Genomic DNA, 18,598 nt, shown 5'->3' with positions numbered 1-18,598 from the left:
CCGCGCGGGTGTGCGCGCACACCGATGAGGCGTGGCCGGAGCCACGCCTCATCCGCGACGACCCTCCCGCGAGGGCCCCTGGGTCACTCGGTCCGCGCGATGGCGTCCACGGCCGGCGGGCGCAGGGCGAGCCTGGCGGGAAGCATCACGGCGGGCCAGGCGATGGCGGCGGCCGCGAGCACGATGCCGAGGTACATCAGGGGCGGGACGGTGGGGAACACCGAGTGGCGGATCGCGTAGCTCATGCCGATCAGCGAGGGCAGCGCGGCGATCGTGCCGACGACGACGGCGGAGAGCACGATGATGCCCGCCTCCTTGCGCATCATCGTCCGCACCTGGCCGGTGCGGGTGCCGACGAGGCGGAGCAGGGCGAACTCGCGGCGCCGCGAGATGGTCGCCATGACCAGGGTGTTGACGACGGCGATGGCGAGATAGCCGAGCAGGACGGCGTTGAGCACGAGGCTGATCCCGCCGCCCCCGCCGTCGGTGGGCGCGGCGGTGACCGCCCCGGCGTCGCGCACGCTCAGCGTCGGGTACGCCTTCAGCGCCGCGTTCAGGTCCGTGCCCGGCTCGGCGTTCACCATCAGCCACTGGTCGAGGTGGTCGCTGGTGTGGGCGACGACCACCTCGTGGGGCAGGGTGACGTCACCGAAGCCGAGCCCGTTCTCGTAGACCGCGACGACCTCGGCCTTCTGCACGGTGCCGTCGCCGAGGTGCACGTCGACGCGGTCGCCGACGTCGGCGCCGACCGTGCCGGCGACGAGGCGGCTGAGCGCGACCGTGGTTCCGGTGAGCCGGTTCAGGTCGCCGCGCAGCACGTCCAGGTTCATGGTCTCCGGTACGGCGGCGGGGTCGACGCCCTGCGCGTTGGAGACCCGGTACTGGATGCTGTCGCCGTCGGGCCAGGTGAGGATCGTCGAGGTCCTGGCGACCGGGCCGACGGTGCGGACGCCGGGGACGCGGCGCAGCTCCTCGGTCAGGCCGGGCGAGATGCCCGCGCTGTCGGAGGTCACCACATGGTCGGCGATCACTCCGTCGACGGCCTGATCGTGCGCGGTGGCGGCGAGCGTCGTACCGCTGAAGAGCTGCGCGGCCGCCATGGTCACGCCCATGATCAGCGGAGTGGTCGCGGAACTCAGCCGGCGCGCCCTGGCACGGGAGTTGGCGATGGCGAGGAAGCGGGTGACGTCGCCGGGCCGGCGGGCGAGCAGCGCCGCGACGCCGCCGAAGAGCTTCGGCCCGAGCAGGCCGACGGCGATCACCAGGACGAGGGCGGAGCTGGCGGCGCCTTCGATGGCGGCCTCGCCGGGCAGCACGATCGGCAGCACGATCGCGACGGCGAGACCGGCGGGCACGAGGAGCACGCCGAGCGAGAGCCGGAACCAGCCGAGCTTCTTCGGCTCCACGGCCACGTCGCCGAGCGCCTCGACGGCGCTGACCTTCGCGGCGCGCCGGGCCGCGAGCCAGCCGCCGATCCGGGCCGCGAGGACGCAGATCAGCAGGGCGAACAGCACCGGAGTCGGGGTGATCACCAGGGAGAACCCGGGCGGCAGCGCGCCGGCCGCCGTGAACACCGAGTGCAACAGCATGGCGAGCAGGATGCCGGGGATCGCGCCGAGCACGGCGCCGATGCCGCCGACGAGCACGGCCTCGCCGCCGATCATGCGCAGCACCTGGCGGGGTGTGGCGCCGACGGCCCGCAGCAGGGCGAGTTCGCGGCGGCGCTGCTGCACCGACAGGGCCAGGGTGCCGGCGACCACGATGATCACAAGGAGGATCATGGTGGCGCCGAAGGCGCTGGCCACCTCGATGACGAACGACCGCATCTGTCCGACGTCGAGCGTCTCGACGTCGCTGCGGTCGTCGCCGGTGTACGTGACCGCGCCGGGCACGGCCTTCTCGATCCGGTCGGCGAGTTCGCCCGGGTCGGTCCCCTTGGCCGCGACGACGCCGACCGCGTCGACCTTGCCGGGTGTGGCGTACAGCTGTGCCGCCCGGTCGTCGGTGAAGAAGACGGCGGACTGCCGGTCGAAGGAGACGGCGGGCTGGGCGACGCCACTGACGCGGTACGTCCCCGGTTCCGATCCGATCACCAGCGTGACCGTGTCCCCCGGTGCCGCCCCGGCCCGCCGGGCGAGGTCGCTGTCGAGGACGACGTCCTCGGCGGCGCGCGGCTCGGTGCCCGCGCGCAGGGTGAACGGCGCGAGGACCGAGGCGGACCAGCCGTGTCCGTAGACGGGCGGGCCGCCGAGCACGGAGCCGTTCCGCACGACGGTCGTCCGGACGCTGATGTCGCCGACGGCGGACTCGACGCCCGGGACGGCGGCGACCTTCCCGACGGTGTCGGCGGGCAGCCTGACCCGTTCGGAGAGCCGCGGGTCGGTGTCGCCCTCGACGGACATGGCCTGGTAGCCGCCGACGACCACGGCCGCCCGGTGGTACCGCTCGGCCGGGACACCCGAGCTGACCCCGGTCTCCAGGAGCACACCGCAGGCGCTGATCACGGCGGAGCCGACCCCGACGGCGATGAGCACCGCCGCGAAGCCGCCCTTGCGGCCGCGGATCGTGCTCCAGGCCAGGGAGAGGTTCTGGCGCGAGAGCGTGCGGATCTTCCGCTTGGCCTTGGCCGCCTTCTTCGCCGCCTTCTCGGCCGCTTTCGCGGCCGCCTTGTCGGCCTTCCTGGCGGCCTTCCCCGGCTTCCCGGTCGGCCCGGTCGGCCCCGGCACCGGCGGGTCGACCTGCTCGGCCGCGCTGCCGCGGCTCACCAGTCACCCAGCCGGGTCATCCGGTCGGCCACCTGCTCGGGCGTCGGCCGGGCCAGTTCGCCGGCGAGACGGCCGTCGGCGAGGAAGGTCACCGAGTCCGCGTGCGAGGCGGCGACCGGGTCGTGGGTCACCATCACCACGGTCTGTCCGGTCCGGTCGACGACCCCCCGCAGCAGCTGCAGGACCTGCTTGCCCGTACGGGTGTCGAGCGCGCCGGTCGGCTCGTCGGCGAAGATCACGTCCGGTCCCGTGATGAGGGCCCGGGCGATGGCCACGCGCTGCCGCTGACCGCCGGAGAGCTGTCCGGGGTAGCGGTCGCCCATGTCGTCGAGCCCGACGTTCGCCAGCTCCGCGCGCACCCGGTCGGTGGGGACCGGGGCGCCGGCGAGGCGGAACGGCACGCCCACGTTGTCGGCGACGGTGAGCGAGTCGAGCAGGTTGTACGCCTGGAAGACGAACCCGACCCGTTCCCTGCGGAGTTCGGTGAGCTGCTCCTCGTTCAGGCCGGTCAGGTGGGTGTCGCCGAGGGTCACACCGCCCTGCGAGGGTTTGTCGAGCCCCGCCGCGCAGTGCAGGAACGTGCTCTTGCCCGAGCCGGACGGACCCATGATCGCGACGAACGTGCCGCGGGCGACGCCCATCGACACGCCGTTCAAGGCTGTGACGGCGTTACGGCCGGAACCGTAGATTTTCGTCACGGATTCCAATAAGAGAGCATACCCGCCAGTCACTGCACACCCTTTCCCGTTTTACCGGGACGGTATCGTTCGGCGGCTTCCCCGATCAACCCGATGCGACGGAAAAGCGATTTCGGGCCGCGTTCGAACACCTACGAATACCGTCCGACCTGCGATGTCACCTTTCGGAACGAGGCACTCCGGCCGCCCGCACGGCTGGAATTCGACGTCCGTCACCCGGCCGGATCCTGACGTTCACCGCCCGTCCCACCAGCGGCCACCACCTGGTGAACCACCGCGCCGGCGGCGGCGAACCGGCCGATACCCGCTCCCTTGAGGGTGTGCCGACCGGACAGCGCCCCCGACCTCGGGGTTTCACTCTGCGGGCAACAAGATGGCCGATCCCGAGCGCCGACCGAAATACTTCTCGACGTCCCGCCGGATTCTTACCGCCGGGTAAAGGGTGGACCACACCCCGAGGTATCAGCGGTGGCGTCGACGATTCACCGCGCCGGAAAAGCCTGACAATTCCCTTGCATCGATGGGCAGCGAAAACAATGATTCCTGCGAATCTGGAACGCGCCGTCTACGGAATGTACGCCACCCACGCTCTGCGCGTCGCGGACAGGCACGGCGTCTTCGCGCATCTGACACGGCACAGCGGCGACAGCGCCCCGACGATCGCGGCGGCCCTGGCCGTCGACGAGGACACCCTCGAACGGCTCCTGCTCGTACTGTCCTCCTTCGGTGTCCTCGACGCCGAGGGCGGGCGGTACGCGCTCGCGGCGGGCGTGCGGCCCTACGTCGACCGCGAGGACCCGCGCTGTCTGATGGGCTTCGTCGACCACCTGGTCGACGACACCGCGGGCCAGTTCGGCCGGCTCGGCGGCTATCTGCGGGTCGGCAAGGCGGAGACCGACCGGGACAGGCCGGCTCCGTTCGACTCCCTCTACCGCGACGACGAGTCGGTGGGCCGCTTCCTGGACGCGATGTGGAGCCTCAGCCACCACGTCTCGCACGAGCTCGCCGCCCTCGCCGACCTCGGCGACCGCCGGCAGCTGATCGATGTGGGCGGGGCGAGCGGACCCTTCTCCGTCGCCGCCCTGCGCGCCTTCCCCGATCTGCGCGCCACCGTGTTCGACCTGCCCCAGGTCGGCCCGCACCTGGCCACCCGGGCCACCGAGCAGAAGCTGAGCGACCGGCTGGACTTCGCGGCCGGCGACTTCTTCCGCGACCCGCTGCCGGCCGGCGACTGCTACGCCTTCGGCTACATCCTCTCCGACTGGGACGACGAGACCTGCGTGGCGCTGCTGCGCAAGGCCCACGAGGCCTGCCTCCCCGGCGGCCGCGTCCTCATCATGGAGCGGCTCTTCGACGACGACCGCGGCGGTCCGCTCGCCACCTCCGTCATGAACCTCTCCATGCACGTCGAGACGGAGGGCCGGCACCGCTCCGCGGGCGAGTACCTGGAGCTGCTGCGCCGGGCGGGCTTCGCGGACGGCACGGTCCGGCGCTCCACCGGCGACAAGCACCTGGTCATCGGCGTACGGCGGGCCGAGAGCGGGTCGGGGCGATGAACGCCGTACGCTTCGCCGGCGCCACCCGTACGCGGGAACTGCCCGCGGCCTGCGCCGAGTTGGCCGACCGGCTGCACGCGACCGCGCTCGCCGAACTGCCCGAGGACGAGGTCCGCGGGCTGTCCGAGCGCTACGACGCGGCCGTGGCCGGTGCCGACACCGACGAGAACGAGATCCTGCGGCTGCTGACCCGGCCGTTCAGCCTGCGCCTCGACACCCCCGAGTACTACCGCTACACCGGAATGCACGTGACCGGCTGGTACCTCGCCCGACGGGAGGACCCGTACGAGGCGAGTCTGCTCCTCGTGCACGCCCTCGTGACGGACCTGATCGCGCTGGAGGAACGCGAGGCCGGGCTGCACGAGACGACCGTCGAGGAGGGCGCCGAACGCGTCAGCCGGCTGCGGGCCGTGCTCGACCACCTGGGCGGGTCCCCGCTCGGACCGGACCGCACCATGGCGAGCGCCGAGTCGGTCCGGCTCGCCGGCCACGACGACACGCTCGTCCGCGACCTCCTCGTGGTCAACCGCTGCTCGGGGTTCCGCCGTTCGGACAAGCACGACGAGCACATGTTCATGCGCTCCGTGCAGGCCTGCGAGGTCGCCTTCTTCCTCGTCCGCTGGACCGCCCGGCGCGCGACCGAGGCCGTCGGCCGCGCCCCCGCCGAGTACGCCCTGCGGATACGCCAGTTCGCGTCGGCGGCCGAACTCCTGAACGTCGTCTTCCACGCGCTGCGGACGCTGACCCCGGAGCTGTTCATGGGCTTCCGCGACGCGACCGGGAGCGCGAGCGCCGTCCAGTCGCTCAACTACCACCTGATGGAGCTGGTGGTGTACGGCTACGACGAGCGCAAGAGCGAGACCTACGGGCGCTTCGCGCACCTGGCGCCGGTCAACAGCCTCCGGCTCCGCCGGTTCACCTCCCTGCGGGACGCCGCGGCCGGCTCCGCGGACGCCGACGTCCGCGAGGCGTTCGCCGCGAGCGAGGCACCGCTGCACGTCTGGCGCGGCCGGCACTACGGATTCGGCCGCCGCTACCTGCCGGAGATGACGGGGTCCGGCGGCACCGAGGGCGCCGGCTATCTCAAACGCTTTGTCGGAAAAGCCGGATTGCCTTCCGGTGACTCCATCGACGACACGGAGCAATTGCTCACCCGGTTCGCCTTCTGCTGACGGAGGTCACACCAATTCCTATCCCGGCGCCCGGGCGCCGGTGAGTCCCGGCATCCGCCGTGGCTCCAAGCACGCTACGCCCGACACTCCTTGAGAGGTGCTTGTGAACAGAATTCCGCAGTCGGTCTCCGCAGAGAACCTGACCCAGTTCGAGACCCTCGCACTGGCAAGTTCGATGAATCTCGCCGACGGACACGCCCGCCAGCAACTCACCGCCCCCCAGGCCAAGATCATCGCCGAGCTGCCCAGCCTCTGGGACGAGGCCGTCCTGCGGCCGGTGGACGAGATCGAGCGGGAGGCCGCCGACGCGTTCTTCGGCATGCTCGGCCAGCACACCCACCCGTTCGCCGAGGGCCGCACGCTGAGCTGCTACTCGTCCTCGCTGGCCATGGAGATCCTGGCCCGCTCGCTGGTCACCAGCTCCGACGCGGTGGCCCTGATCCACCCCACCTTCGACAACATCCCCGACATCCTGCGCGGGGTCGGCCTGCGGCTCGTACCGGTCGAGGAGGAGCAGGCCCACGACGACGACCTGCCGGCCGAGCTGCTCGAAGAGGTCGGGTGCGTCTTCATCACCACCCCGAACAACCCCACCGGCCGGGTGATGACCGAGGCGCGGCTGCGCAGGCTCGCCGAGCAGTGCGCCGAGCACGACGTGGTGCTGGCCCTCGACACCTGCTTCCGGGGCTTCGACCCGACGGCGCAGTTCGACCACTACGCCGTGCTCGACGCGAGCGGCTGCCGCTGGGTGGTCATCGAGGACACCGGCAAGCTGTGGCCGACCCTCGAACTCAAGATCGGCTGGCTGGTCCGCTCGGCCAACATCGATCTGCCGATCGAGAAGATCCACTCGGACATCCTGCTCGGCACCTCGCCGCTGATCATGCTGATGGTGAAGCGGTTCTCCGACGACGGCGCGGACGGCGGCCTCGCCGAGCTGCAGCGCACGATCGCCGACCACCGGGCCCTCGTCAGGTCCGCGTTCGACGGCGTGCCCGACATCCACTTCGTCGACGAGCACGCCCGGGTCAGCGTCGACCGGCTGCACGTCGGCTCACGCCTCGGCATGGACGTCTGGTCGGCGGTCAGCTCGCAGAACCTGTACGTGCTGCCCTGCCAGAAGTTCCACTGGGCGCGGCCGAACGAGGGCGAGCGGATGCTGCGCCTGGCCCTGTCCCGCAACCCCTCCACCCTGCTCGCGGGTGCGCGGGTGCTGCGCTCGGCCCTGCTGGACATCCAGGGACCGCAGCGCTGATGCTCCGACCGGCCACGACCACCGCGCCGCTCCCGCACGCCCGTTGGTGGCGTGCGGGAGTGGTGCAGGCGGTCTCCCCGCCCGGCGTCGTCGACCTGGGGCCCGGCTATCTCGAACCGGAGCTCCTTGCCGTGGACGAGGTGCTTCCGCTGTACCGGGAGGCGCTCTCCGAGTACGGCCCCGCGGCGCTCAGTTACGGCGCCAACGCCGGGCCCGAGCCGCTGCGCGCCCTGCTCGCGGCCCGGCACGGCTGCGCCCCCGAGGAGGTCATGGTCACCGCCGGCACCTCACAGGCGCTGGCCCTGCTGTGCACCGTCCTCGGCCGGCCCGGCGCCTCCGTCGTGGCCGAGAGCACCTGCTACGACCTGGCCCGGGCCATCATGACCGACCACGGGCTGCGGCTGCGCGAGACGGCGGCCGACGGGGAGGGCGTACGCCCCGAGGCCCTGGACCGCGCGCTGTCGGCGGGCGAGGACGTGGCGTTCGTGTACCTGACCCCGACCTTCCACAACCCGACCGGCACCGTCGCGGGCGAACCGCGCCGCCGGGAGCTGCTCGCCGTCGCCGCCCGGCACGGCGTGCCGATCGTGGAGGACGACGCGTACGGGGAGTTGGGCCTGGATCCGGTGACGCCGCCGCCCCCGCTGGCCGCGCTCGCCGGACGGCGCGGGGTGATCCGGCTCGGCTCCTTCGCCAAGACGCTCGGCCCCGGTCTGCGGCTCGGCTGGCTGGAGGCCGATCCGGAGCTGGTCCGTACGCTGACCGGCCGCGGCCAGCTGGTCAGCGGGGGCGGGCTCAACCATCTGACCTCGCTGGCCGTCTCCGGGCTGCTCGCGGACGGCCGCTACGACCGGCGCCTGGCGTGGCTGCGTGAGCGGCTCAGGCCGCGGCGCGACGCGCTCGTGGCCGCCCTGCGGGACGGCCTCGGGGACGAGGTGACTGTCGCAGACCCGTCCGGCGGCTTCTTCGTCTGGGTGATCTTCCGCCCCGGCCAAGACGAGGCGGCGCTGCTCGCCGCGGCCGACCGGGCGGGTGTCGCGGTCGCGCCGGGCTCCCGCTTCGGCGGCGCGCCCGGCACCCATCTCCGGCTCGCGTACAGCTTCAACCCGCCCGACCGTCTGGCGGAGGCCGCCGCGCGGCTCGCCGCCGTATGGAGAAACGAGGACCTCCTGCCATGACCGATTCCGCTGCCCTCGTCAACGGCCCGCACGGCTACAGCCTTCCGCTCTCCCCCTCGGGCACCTCCGCCACGCTGACGCCCCCGCCGTGGCACTTCGCCGGCGAGGTCGTCATGGTCGACTACCACGTGGACCCGGCGGCCGCGGCGCGCTTCCTGCCGCCCGAGCTCGACCTCGGCGCCGACCCCGGGCAGGCCGCCGCGGTCTTCGCGCGCTGGCAGTGGTGCTCGGAGTCGGGCGCCGAACTGGCCGACCCCGGTGCCAGCCAGTTCCACGAGTTCCTGATCCTCCTCGGCTGCGAGTACCGCGGCCGACGCCTGGCCCGCTGCCCGTACGCCTGGGTCGACCAGCCCGTACCGCTGCTGCGCGGCTGGGTGCAGGGCATGCCGAAGCAGTTCGGCGACGTGCGCCAGACCTGGCCGATGCGCGTCGGCCGGGCGGGGCCCCTGGACTCCGCCGCCGGCACCTACCACGGCACCGCCTCCGCGGGCGGCCGGCGGATCGTCCAGGCCTCGGTGAACGTGACCGCCAAGGCCGCCGAACCCCCACTGCTGCACACCGTGCCGCTGGTGCACAGCCGGGTCCAGCCGCAGTGGCTCCCGGACGAGAAGCCTCCGGCCGAGCTGGTGACCTCGACCGTCACCGGGGTCGAGTTCTCCGAGGTGTGGTCGGGCGACGCGCACCTGGAGCTGTTCGACGCGCTCGACGCGGACTTCGCCTCGCTGCGGCCGGTCTCGGTCGAGCGCGGCCATGTCTTCGGCTACGCCGAGACCCTCGTCTCGGGCGCCCCCCTCACCTGACCCGCCTCCCTCCCCCTCCCCAGGAGCAGAAGATGACGAACCCGTTCGACGACCCCGACGCGGCCTACAAGGTGCTGGTCAACGACGAGGGCCAGCACTCGCTCTGGCCCGCCTTCGCCGCCGTTCCCGACGGCTGGCAGGTCGCGCTGGCCGACACGGACCGGGCGGCCTGCCTCGCGTACGTCGAGGAGCACTGGACCGACATGCGCCCGAAGAGCCTGGCCGACCGCATGGCCGACCACTGATGGCCGTCGCGACCGTCGGTGGAAGACGGCTGCAGTACGACGACGTCGCGCCGGACGGCCCGGCGGACCGGGAGCCGGTGATCCTGGTCATGGGCGCGGGCGGGCGCGGCAGGGCCTGGCACCTGCACCAGGTACCGGCGCTTCTCGACGCGGGCTGGCGGGTGATCACGTACAACTCCCGGGGCGTGCCGCCCAGCGACCCCGGCGAGGCGGGCATGACGGCCGGGGACCTCGCGGCCGACCTCGCCGGGCTCGTCGAGCACCTGGGGGCCGGGCCGTGCCGGCTGGTGGGGACCTCCCTCGGCGCGCAGGTCGTGCAGGAGCTGCTGGTGACCCGGCCCGAACTGGCCACCGCGGCCGTCCTGATGGCCACCCGCGGCCGCGACGACCAGCTGCGCGCGGCCGCCGCCCGGGCCGAGCTCGAACTCCTCGACAGCGGCATCGCACTGCCGCGCCGCTACCACGCGGCGATGCAGGCGATCCAGAACCTCTCCCCGCACACGCTCGACGACGAGACCGAGATATCCGACTGGCTGTCGGTCTTCGAGCAGTCGTGGGCCGCGGGCCCGGGCCTGCGCCACCAGCTCGCGATCACCCCGGACCCGGCCCGCCTCGCGGACTACGCCGCGATCACCACGCCCTGCCTGGTCCTCGGCTTCGCGGACGACCTGGTCACGCCGCCGCACCTGGTCGCCGAGGTGGCCAGGGCGATCCCCGGCGCCGCCCACCACCTGATCCCGCACGCGGGCCACTACGGGTACCTGGAGCGGCCGGAGGAGGTGAACCGGCACATCCTCGACTTCTTCGAGACGGTCCCGCCCCGCTCTCCCGCCGCCGCGGGCCGACCGGCGCTCCGTACCCCCTGACCTCCCTCCCCTTGCCGACCTTGCCGATCGAGGAACCGCCGATGGCCGTCGTGCCCCCGAAGACCGTTGTCGTCGTGCCGACCTACAACGAGCGGGACAACCTGCCCGTGCTCGCCGGTCTGCTCGCGGACCTGCCCGTACCGAACCTCCACCTGCTCGTGGTCGACGACAACTCGCCCGACGGCACCGGCGAGGTCGCCGACAAACTCGTCGCCGACGCACCGGAGTCCATCGGCGTCCTGCACCGCACCACCAAGGACGGCCTGGGCCGCGCCTACCTCGCGGGCATGACCCGGGCGCTCGACGAGGGCGCCGACATCGTGCTCCAGATGGACGCCGACCTCTCCCACCCGGCCTCGGCGATCCCGGCCCTGCTCGACACGTTGCGGACGCGGAACGCCGACGTCGTGATCGGCTCGCGCTATGTGCCGGGCGGCTCCACGGCCGCGGAATGGCACTGGTCCCGCCGGGCCCTGTCGGCCTGGGCCAACGCCTACGTCAACGCGATCCTGCGGCTGCGCCTGAAGGACGCGACGGCCGGCTTCAAGGCCTGGCGGGCGGACACCCTGCGCGCCCTCGACCTGCCTTCCGTACGCAGCAACGGGTACGCGTTCCAGGTCGAGATGAACTACCGCGCCGCCCGACGGGGCTTCACCCTCGCGGAAGTACCGATCCGCTTCGAGGAACGCGACCACGGCACGTCGAAGATGAGCCTGGCCGTCCAGCTCGAATCCGCCCTGCTCCCATGGCGGCTGCGCTTCGGCCGGAACCTCTGAGGAGCGGACGAGTCGGGCATCTGAACACCAAAGAGCAGCGGGAGCCGGCGCTGGGGGCGTGGGAACGGCAAGTCGGGACGCTGCGGGACGAGATCGGCGAGGTGCGGCGTACGTGTGGGGCTCCCCGCCGGTGGCTGGTTCGGCGGGGAGCCCTGTTGTCGGCGCGCGGGCTAGGCGCAGCCGGTGCACCATGCTCCGCGTCCCTGCCTGCGCAGGGGGCGGACGTCGATCATGGTGGGGACGATCGTGTGCGTGTGGTGGATCGGGCAGGAGATCGCGTTCACGGTGTCCGCGCCTTCGCCCTTCCGGATCATCACGTACGGGTCGCGCTGGCCGGAGTGGTCGTGCGTGATGTCCCAGTCGGGCAGCCACGGGCACGAGCCGAGGGGGATGACGCGCTTCCTGCCGTCGGACTCGATCCGGGTGGGTCGCGTGCTCACGAGGCCGCCTCCGGCTTCGGCTCGTTGCGAGTGTCCTTCAGGTTGCCCCAGTCCCAGCGGAAGAGCTTCAGGCCGAGCTTGCCGAGCAGGTCGTAGGCCTCGCGGCCGTCGATCGGGGGTGCGCCGGTGACTTCGGCGATCAGGTCGGGTCCGTAGTAGAGCCCGGAGCCGATCAGGATGTGCAGCTCGCGGCTGGCGAGTTCGCTCTCGTGCAGGGGGCGGAGGCGAGCCGCGGCGGCCTGTATGTCCTGGCGGCTGATGGTGTAGGTCTTCCCGCCGATGGCGCGGGAGACGGTCTCGGGGTACTTGCCGGTGGCCATGGAGCCTTCCTGTGGGTGGGCCGGTGGACGGACCGGTGAAGTGGTGCCCCCGCGCATCGTGCGGCAAGGGGCGGCGTTCTCAGGCGCCGTACTGGGCGCCCGGGTTCAGTGCGACGTCGGCGCCGCCGGGCTCGATGGGCGGTCGCAGCGTTGGCAGGCTTCGAGGCCGCGGGCCACGGCGTCGCGCTCGGGCTCGGCCGCCCACGATTCGACGGTGGAGCGGCGCCCGGTGAGGCCGGGGCAGTCGGCGCGCACGTGGAAGCGCTCGCGGTGCTCGCCGACGCGATAGGTGACGATGCGTTCGGGTCGTTGATCAGGCATGGCTCAGTGTCCCCTCCGGAGGCAGGGATGCGCCCCGCCGGCCATGCCCGGTTCGAGGAGGCGTAGGAGTATGGCGACGGCGCGGACTTCCGGAGACCCTGATTCGGCCCCACAAGGGTCCGGCGAGTCAGACACCCCCTCCGACCAGGGTCGGGAGGTGAGGGGCAGACGAGTCGGGCTGTACGCCGGGGACTGTCGGCGCAACGCTATGACCTGCGTAAACGTGCAGGGATGGTGCTTCCGTGGCTACTTTGATGGCTACGTAACAAGACGTCCCCGCCCGGATCAACCCGGACAGGGACGTCGTCGCTCCTGAGATCAGACGATCCCTTCGACGCGTTCGAAGATGTCCGCGTCCGTCTCCCGCTGCCAGTCCGGCAGGTCGGACCAGTCGGCAACATATCCGGGCTTCGGGTCTTCGAAGTGCCTGAACATCTGGGCGGTCCAGCAGATCGCAACGAAGCGGCCCTTCTGCTCGCGAGTGAGCCGGGCCGCATGCCCGCCGCTGACCTCGATGAAGTCGCGCACTTGCCCGTACACGGCGGTGGCGGCTTCGCGCTCCCACGCGGGCGTCTCGTCCCACGGTGTGACGTAGCCGGGCTTGGGCTCGCCGGGGTAGTGCTTGTTCACACCGTCGATCCACGCCTCGCGGAAGATCCGGCCGTCATTCATGCGCGTGTCCCTCTCGTCATGCGGTGCGCGGAAGCGCCGCGATTCGGTGATCAAGAGTCGAGACTCGGTCATCGGACATGAGCGGGGCAAGACGCCCCCGAAGCCCGTCCAGCTTCCTGCCGATGAATCCCGAATTCGACCGGTCGGCCAGTCCGAGTGCTTGCTCCGCGTAGTGCACGACCTGGTCGATGTCCCGCCTGTGCGCCCCGAGCACGGCGAGGTCGCTCAGGACGGCAGCGCGGCGTCGCAGGGACAGAGGCTGGGCAAGGGCCGCGGTGAGCGCTTCCTCGGCGAGATCAGGGCGGCCCAGCTGGAGGTAACAGGCCCCCCTCTCCTCTGCCAGGCGGGAGCCGTCGAAGCGGAGCCAGCCGCCGTTGTGGGAGCGAGCGCCGTCGAGGGCGTGTACTTTCTCGGCTTCGTCAAGCGCCCGGTTGCACGCGTCGAGATCGCCCACGGCCGCGTACGCCTGCGCCTGGACGGCCGCGACCCAGTGACGGGTGGAGAGACTGTCGTCGCCCCTCCGGGCGATGCGGAAAGCCGCCGCGAGCAGGGGCTGGGCAGCGTGCGCGCGGCGCGCGTACAGCTCGACGTACGCGTGGCGCGTCATGGCACAGGCCCACAGGTCGTGGTCGCCACCGGCGTAGGCCGCGTTGGCGGCCAATGTGTAGCACTGCGCGGCATCGGTGTACCGGTTGGCGTCGAAGAACAGCTCGCCGACGAGCTGGTAGAGGTCGGCTGTCATCCGACACAACCGGGACCGATCCGCAGTAGTACGGGTCTCGGTCAGCCCCTTCGCCATCACATCGAGCTGCGCGCGTACCGCGGGGAAGAGGACCTGCTTGGAGTCCGACAGCGCGTAGACCTGCCAGAGGCTGCGGTGCAGGGCGTCCCCCGTCTCCAGGAGTGTCGACGCCGCCCGTCCTCGGACGGCCTCGCCGGAATCGGGAAGAGCGACCAGTGCACCCGTAACGGCGAGCAGACCCAGGACTTCGCGGCGCTTCATGTCGTCATCATCACCATGGAGGAGGGGTGGAGCAGCGGAGAGCCCGGCTGTCTCAGCCGGCTGTTCGTCGGAGAGAAGGGCTTCCAGCTCGGGGAGGGTCACTCCCAACAGCGCTGCGATCTTCGGCCGTTGATGAGGACGCGGGGTGGCACGACCACTTTCCCAACGGACCACGGTGGACGCGGCCACCGAGAGCACTTCTGCGAATTCCTCCTGAGAGTAACCCCGGGCCGCGCGTCGTTCCGCAAAGTGCCTTCGCCTCGACGTCATAGGTCTCCCCTCACGAGAACCCTTTCACGCACTCATACCCGCCACGCGCCAACGCCTGGAAAGCGCCCGGATATTGCGCGAGGTCCGCTCTGGGAGAAGGTAACGGATCGTCGTTGACTGGTCACACGCCGCTCGGAGGTCGAAGGACCCTCCGCGGCTCCCACCACGGAGAGGAGCGACCGAGTGACAACCTCCGGACTGCCCCGCAGGAACTCTGGCGCCAGTGGCCGTACGTACACGCCGCCGGAGCCCCGGCCGGGTGCGCCGAGCCGGGCTCTTCGGGTGCGAGCGGCCGGCGGCTGGGAGAAGTTCATGCGCCGGGTCGAGGCCCGGCAGGAGCCGGAGGAGTGAACCCGGTCGGTTCCGACGGCTACGAGCACCACCCGCTCCTGGACACGCTTGTCCGTGACATCGCCTCGCGTGGGGAGGGCGTGCTCGTCGCCGTCACACACGAGCTCCACAGCCACGGCACGGTCCGCATCGCGCACATCCGGCCCGCGTCCGGAGTCGAGTGGACGACCGCCGCCGACAACATCCAGGCCGCTCGCCCCTGAGCCGCGGCCCGCAGATCGCCGTCCGCGCCCCCTGGCGCAGACGGATTCCCGCACCACACCCTTCAACACAAGGAGTCTCATGACCACCTCTGTCGCACTCCCCTCCCCCACGCGGCCGTGGGGTGCGGGCCGACTCGCGCCCTACCCGACGGTCGTCCGCCGACCCCACGCCACGGTCGCCATCGACCCCACGACGCAGCTCGGGGTGTTCCGCGACCGCGTCGGGCAGGTGGTCGAGATGGGCAAGCACGGCACCAGCTCCGGCACCGAGACCTCCACGACGACGAACTCGGACTCCCGGAACGACCAGGGTCACGATCAGGACAGCACGCAGGACTGATGAACATGACCGAGGAGAGGCCGGTTCTGGTGGCCACCGAGGCGGACGACATCACCGCCGACATGGTGATCACCGAACTCAACCGGCGCGATGTGCCAGTGGTCCGGTTCAACCTCGCCGACATCGGCGAAAACCTCACGGTCTCGGCTCGGTTCGGCACCTGCCCGGCCCCGGTGGTCGGGCAGGTACGCACCCCGTCGAGAACCGCTGACGTGTCCCACGTCCGGTCGGTGTACTGGCGCCGCCCGGAATGGCCCACGTTTCCCCACCTGTCCGCTGACGACTCCCGGTTCGCGGCGGCGCAGGTCCGCTACGGACTCGGTGGCACCCTCTTCGCCCTGGGCGGCCCTCTCTGGGGCAACCACCCCCTGCGTGTTACCGCAGCCGACTACAAGCCCGCGCAGCTCGTTCTCGCCCAGCAACTCGGCTTCACCATCCCTCCCACCCTTGTCACCAACGACCCGGACGAGGCCCGCGAGTTCGTCCGTGCTCAGGGGCAGGCGATCTTCAAGACGCTGCGATGGACCCCCTACACCCGTGACAGCGTGCCGATGACGGGATGGACCGCCCCCGTCACCCCCAACGAGATCGACGACAGCGTTCGGGTCGCGCCCCACCTGTTCCAGGCCCGCGTGGACAAAGCCGCCGACGTTCGCGTACTGCTCGTAGGCCGGCACACGTTCGCCGTACGCATCGACTCCGACCTCCTGGACTGGCGCAACGACTACAGCGCCCTGACTTACACCGTAGAGCACCTTCCCGACCGGGTGGCCAAGGGACTGCATGCCTACCTGGACCGGCTGGATCTGGTATCGGGAAGCTTCGACCTCGCGGTCGACCGGGCGGGGGGCTACTGGTGGCTGGAACTGAATCCCAACGGACAGTGGGGGTGGCTGGAGACCGAGACTGGCCTCCCGATGTCCGCTGCCTTCGCCGACCTGCTCGCACAAGGAGACCGCCGATGACCGACCCGGCATCCGAGCGACGCCGTATGGCGACCGTTCTCATGAATGAAGGGGTCCTGAAATCCCCCCTGGCTGCGTGAGGCCATCGAGTCCGTCCCCCGCGAGCGGTTCCTCCGCCCGGGAGTCTTCCTGAACGAGGGGCGGACCTGGCGGCCCATAACCGCCACCGACACGAATCCGGACGAGTGGCTGAAGATCGCATACAGCGTCGACACCCTCACCACCCAGCTCGACGGCCACCTCACTGCCGACCAGGTCGGCGGACCCGTCGTGGGCGTGCCCACGTCCTCCTCGACCGACCCGGCCACCGTCGTCGGCATGATCGAGACCCTGGACCTCGCGACGGGCCACCGAGTCCTGGAGATCGGAACGGGCACCGGCTACTCCACAGCCCTGATGTGCCACTACCTCAGCGAGGACAACGTCGCCACGGTCGAGGTCGACGCACAGGTGGCCGCACGCGCCGATGCCGCTCTCGAAGCCGTCGGCTTCTCGACGTGGACGGTGACGGGCGACGGGCTCCTCGGCCACCCGCACCGGGCACCGTACGACCGGGTCATCGCCACCTGCGCGGTTCGCCGCATCCCATACACCTGGATCAGGCAGACGAACCCTGGAGGTATCGTCCTCGGCACGGTCGGCTCGTGGCCGTGGGGAACCGGCCTCGCGAAACTGACCGTCGGCGATGACGGCACCGCCGAGGGCTCGTTCGTCGGGCGCTCCTCCTTCATGCAGGCACGTGCCCAGGCAGTGGCCCCCGCGGCTGGCGATCTCTCCGCCCGGACCGCGTACGCGGACAGTGAGCGGCGTACTCAGGCATCTCCTCTTGTCCTGGAGGAGTGGATGCCCGCCTTGCTTGCGCAGTTGGCGGCGCCCTGCGTTCAGTTCGTCCGCGCGACGGGCGGTGACGGCTCGCCCTTGCGATACCTGTTCGATCCGGAGAAGGAGTCGTTCGCCGAGTTCCTCGCAGACGGCGAGAACTGGACCGTCCGCCAAGGCGGTCCGGTGGCCCTGTGGGACGACGTGGAACGTTCCCTCGTCGCCTGGCAGGACGCCGGAGCGCCGGAGATCGACTCCGTACGGCTCCGCGTGACGCCCATGTCCCACCAGTACTGGATCGACCATGCCCCCTCCCTACGCTGGGAGCACCGGATCGCCTGACCCACTACGCTCCGGACATGGACGACGAACCGCTCTCCCAGTGGGCCGAGCGTCGCGACGCGAGGATCGGGCAGCTCCGCGCCGTCCCCCTCGTGACCGGCAACGGCCCGAGGGCATCGCATCTGAACCCCGATGCGCCGCGCGCGATCCAGCGGTGGAACGGCCATCTGTGGGAACCGCACGGCTTCGCGGCGAACCTCGCGGAAGCACGACGCATCCTGTTTCCCCACACCGAGGCTGCCTCCACCCGTGAGGCAACACCGAAGCTCGGCCCCGGGACCGGCAGACATCGGAAGCCTCCGACTTCCTCATGATTCTCTGGCGTCCAAGCCATACCTCTGAAACCGGCCCCCAGCCGGTAGACCACCTGCGGCACACTGGCGCCCGTGAGCAACGACATATCCGATGGTCCATGGGCACAGCGGGTGTATTTGACGTGGCTGGCCCGCGATACTCGCTACGCTCTGGCAGCCCTGAACGCCCTCATTGGCTATGCGCAGACCACTCCGGTGCCACCAGCCGCCTGGGGCTGCTTCGAGGACTTCCATTCCTTCGTGGGAAAGGTCTTCCGGGCTCTGTGGCCTGCCACAGGAAAGAGCCCGAAAGGGACCCATGAGGGCCTGGAGTGGCGGACGAAGCGAGGTCCGTTTCTACGAAGGATTCTTGAGGTGGAGGACTCGTCCCCTCTGAAGGCCCGCGAAGTCCGTAACGGAAGCGAACACTTCGACGAGCGCCTTGACGAGTGGATCGTCAGCCTGCCTCGCCCCACCGTCGAGGAGTGGCAGGCGGGCACCAAGCCCACATTCCCGGCTCCCCCCATGCGCCTCATCGACGTAGAGGCGGGAACGATCCAAGTCGCCGGCGCGGACCTGGATCTGCGTTTCATGGCTGCGGAACTTCAGCGACTCCTGACCAAGATCGAGGAGCCTGAGCCCTCGGTGGCCGCACTCCCCGCTGACATGGCGGCTCTGCTGTCCACCTCGCCCCCGTTTCCGATCATCCCGTTCGACGCACCCGCACAGAACCCTGGCGGCATTCAAGCCTGGCTTGACGAGCAGAATTCGACCGGCCCCAGGACCGCAACAGAGGACACCTAGGCGTAGACGCATCACGCGGAGGGCCCCGGCCCAGCCAACACCCACACCAAGCCGCCCAACGTGGCTACCTTCATGGCTACCTTCGTAGCGGCGAGGTTCGGTCTGAACCGGTACCGAACGGGGTGAGGCGACGCCCACGATTCC

General features: G+C 70.9%; 21 protein-coding genes and 1 pseudogene. 15 read left to right on the top strand and 7 right to left on the bottom strand.

The genetic code is table 11. From position 1 onward, the window contains the following. Positions 1–83: 83 nt before the first annotated feature. Positions 84–2,765 carry an FtsX-like permease family protein gene (locus tag ACF09C_RS12800; protein ID WP_392091497.1) on the bottom strand — a complete coding sequence of 894 codons (2,682 nt, stop codon included), beginning with the start codon at positions 2,763–2,765 and terminating at the stop codon, positions 84–86. Then, a complete protein-coding gene (locus ACF09C_RS12795; RefSeq protein WP_392091496.1) occupies positions 2,762–3,496 on the bottom strand; it encodes an ABC transporter ATP-binding protein in 735 nt (244 codons plus the stop codon). The genes ACF09C_RS12800 and ACF09C_RS12795 overlap by 4 nt, the downstream gene beginning before the upstream one ends. A gap of 503 nt (positions 3,497–3,999) precedes the next feature. Between ACF09C_RS12795 and ACF09C_RS12790 the strand changes: the two genes are divergently transcribed. The 8 genes from ACF09C_RS12790 to ACF09C_RS12755 all read left to right on the top strand — a co-directional run bounded on the left by ACF09C_RS12790 (position 4,000) and on the right by ACF09C_RS12755 (position 11,311). Continuing rightward, positions 4,000–5,019 (top strand): methyltransferase, encoded by a 1,020-nt coding sequence (locus ACF09C_RS12790; RefSeq protein WP_392091494.1) that lies wholly within the window; start codon positions 4,000–4,002, stop codon positions 5,017–5,019. Then, entirely contained in the window at positions 5,016–6,191 is a 1,176-nt protein-coding gene (locus tag ACF09C_RS12785) for a tryptophan 2,3-dioxygenase family protein (protein WP_392091493.1), read from the top strand. The genes ACF09C_RS12790 and ACF09C_RS12785 overlap by 4 nt, the downstream gene beginning before the upstream one ends. Positions 6,192–6,294: 103 nt before the next feature. Continuing rightward, positions 6,295–7,446, top strand: coding sequence for an enduracididine biosynthesis enzyme MppP (mppP, locus tag ACF09C_RS12780; protein ID WP_392091492.1), 1,152 nt, complete (start codon positions 6,295–6,297; stop codon positions 7,444–7,446). Beyond that, the gene (locus ACF09C_RS12775; RefSeq protein ID WP_392091491.1) at positions 7,446–8,624 is read left to right on the top strand and encodes an aminotransferase class I/II-fold pyridoxal phosphate-dependent enzyme; all 1,179 of its coding nucleotides are present in this window, start codon (positions 7,446–7,448) and stop codon (positions 8,622–8,624) included. Before mppP ends, ACF09C_RS12775 begins: the two co-directional genes overlap by 1 nt. Next, entirely contained in the window at positions 8,621–9,424 is an 804-nt protein-coding gene (gene mppR, locus ACF09C_RS12770) for an enduracididine biosynthesis enzyme MppR (protein WP_392091490.1), read from the top strand. Before ACF09C_RS12775 ends, mppR begins: the two co-directional genes overlap by 4 nt. A gap of 32 nt (positions 9,425–9,456) precedes the next feature. Beyond that, positions 9,457–9,669 carry an MbtH family protein gene (locus ACF09C_RS12765; RefSeq protein ID WP_392091488.1) on the top strand — a complete coding sequence of 71 codons (213 nt, stop codon included), beginning with the start codon at positions 9,457–9,459 and terminating at the stop codon, positions 9,667–9,669. Continuing rightward, a complete protein-coding gene (locus tag ACF09C_RS12760) occupies positions 9,669–10,535 on the top strand; it encodes an alpha/beta fold hydrolase (protein ID WP_392091486.1) in 867 nt (288 codons plus the stop codon). The genes ACF09C_RS12765 and ACF09C_RS12760 overlap by 1 nt, the downstream gene beginning before the upstream one ends. A 41-nt stretch (positions 10,536–10,576) precedes the next feature. Beyond that, complete coding sequence (locus ACF09C_RS12755) at positions 10,577–11,311, top strand: polyprenol monophosphomannose synthase (RefSeq protein ID WP_392091485.1); 735 nt, start codon at positions 10,577–10,579, stop codon at positions 11,309–11,311. A 170-nt stretch (positions 11,312–11,481) separates the two neighbouring features. Here ACF09C_RS12755 and ACF09C_RS12750 read toward each other — a convergent pair whose 3' ends face one another. From ACF09C_RS12750 to ACF09C_RS12730, 5 genes are all read right to left on the bottom strand, one after another. Continuing rightward, positions 11,482–11,751, bottom strand: a complete 270-nt coding sequence (locus tag ACF09C_RS12750; protein WP_392091483.1) for a hypothetical protein — start codon at positions 11,749–11,751, stop codon at positions 11,482–11,484. Next, on the bottom strand, positions 11,748–12,071 hold the full coding sequence (locus ACF09C_RS12745) for a hypothetical protein (protein WP_392091482.1): 324 nt from the start codon (positions 12,069–12,071) through the stop codon (positions 11,748–11,750). The genes ACF09C_RS12750 and ACF09C_RS12745 overlap by 4 nt, the downstream gene beginning before the upstream one ends. Positions 12,072–12,176: 105 nt before the next feature. Then, positions 12,177–12,392: a hypothetical protein gene (locus ACF09C_RS12740; protein WP_392091480.1), complete on the bottom strand. Its 216-nt coding sequence runs from the start codon at positions 12,390–12,392 to the stop codon at positions 12,177–12,179. 318 nt (positions 12,393–12,710) lie between these two features. After that, positions 12,711–13,064, bottom strand: coding sequence for a hypothetical protein (locus ACF09C_RS12735; protein ID WP_392091994.1), 354 nt, complete (start codon positions 13,062–13,064; stop codon positions 12,711–12,713). A gap of 16 nt (positions 13,065–13,080) precedes the next feature. Continuing rightward, positions 13,081–14,337, bottom strand: coding sequence for a multiprotein-bridging factor 1 family protein (locus tag ACF09C_RS12730; RefSeq protein WP_392091478.1), 1,257 nt, complete (start codon positions 14,335–14,337; stop codon positions 13,081–13,083). Between the two features lie 183 nt (positions 14,338–14,520). Between ACF09C_RS12730 and ACF09C_RS12725 the strand changes: the two genes are divergently transcribed. The 7 genes and pseudogenes from ACF09C_RS12725 (at position 14,521) to ACF09C_RS12695 (ending at position 18,454) form a co-directional block, all read left to right on the top strand. Next, positions 14,521–14,688: a hypothetical protein gene (locus tag ACF09C_RS12725; protein ID WP_392091477.1), complete on the top strand. Its 168-nt coding sequence runs from the start codon at positions 14,521–14,523 to the stop codon at positions 14,686–14,688. Beyond that, positions 14,685–14,891: a hypothetical protein gene (locus tag ACF09C_RS12720; protein WP_128983417.1), complete on the top strand. Its 207-nt coding sequence runs from the start codon at positions 14,685–14,687 to the stop codon at positions 14,889–14,891. The genes ACF09C_RS12725 and ACF09C_RS12720 overlap by 4 nt, the downstream gene beginning before the upstream one ends. A gap of 79 nt (positions 14,892–14,970) precedes the next feature. Then, positions 14,971–15,231, top strand: coding sequence for a putative ATP-grasp-modified RiPP (tgmA, locus tag ACF09C_RS12715; protein ID WP_250735069.1), 261 nt, complete (start codon positions 14,971–14,973; stop codon positions 15,229–15,231). Between the two features lie 5 nt (positions 15,232–15,236). Beyond that, positions 15,237–16,196, top strand: a complete 960-nt coding sequence (gene tgmB / locus ACF09C_RS12710) for an ATP-grasp ribosomal peptide maturase (protein ID WP_392091993.1) — start codon at positions 15,237–15,239, stop codon at positions 16,194–16,196. After that, positions 16,193–17,357 (top strand): annotated as a pseudogene (gene tgmC, locus ACF09C_RS12705) (ATP-grasp peptide maturase system methyltransferase). The gene tgmB and the pseudogene tgmC overlap by 4 nt, the downstream one beginning before the upstream one ends. Positions 17,358–17,374: 17 nt before the next feature. Beyond that, entirely contained in the window at positions 17,375–17,671 is a 297-nt protein-coding gene (locus ACF09C_RS12700) for a DUF6087 family protein (protein ID WP_392091475.1), read from the top strand. 72 nt (positions 17,672–17,743) lie between these two features. Further along, positions 17,744–18,454 carry a hypothetical protein gene (locus ACF09C_RS12695; RefSeq protein WP_392091473.1) on the top strand — a complete coding sequence of 237 codons (711 nt, stop codon included), beginning with the start codon at positions 17,744–17,746 and terminating at the stop codon, positions 18,452–18,454. Positions 18,455–18,598 lie beyond the last annotated feature (144 nt).

It is taken from the genome of Streptomyces sp. NPDC014870, from assembly GCF_043081505.1.
In the GTDB taxonomy this organism is placed as follows: domain Bacteria; phylum Actinomycetota; class Actinomycetes; order Streptomycetales; family Streptomycetaceae; genus Streptomyces.
Note: the sequence above shows the minus strand (reverse complement) of the source record. Positions and strands in the feature narration are given on the sequence as shown.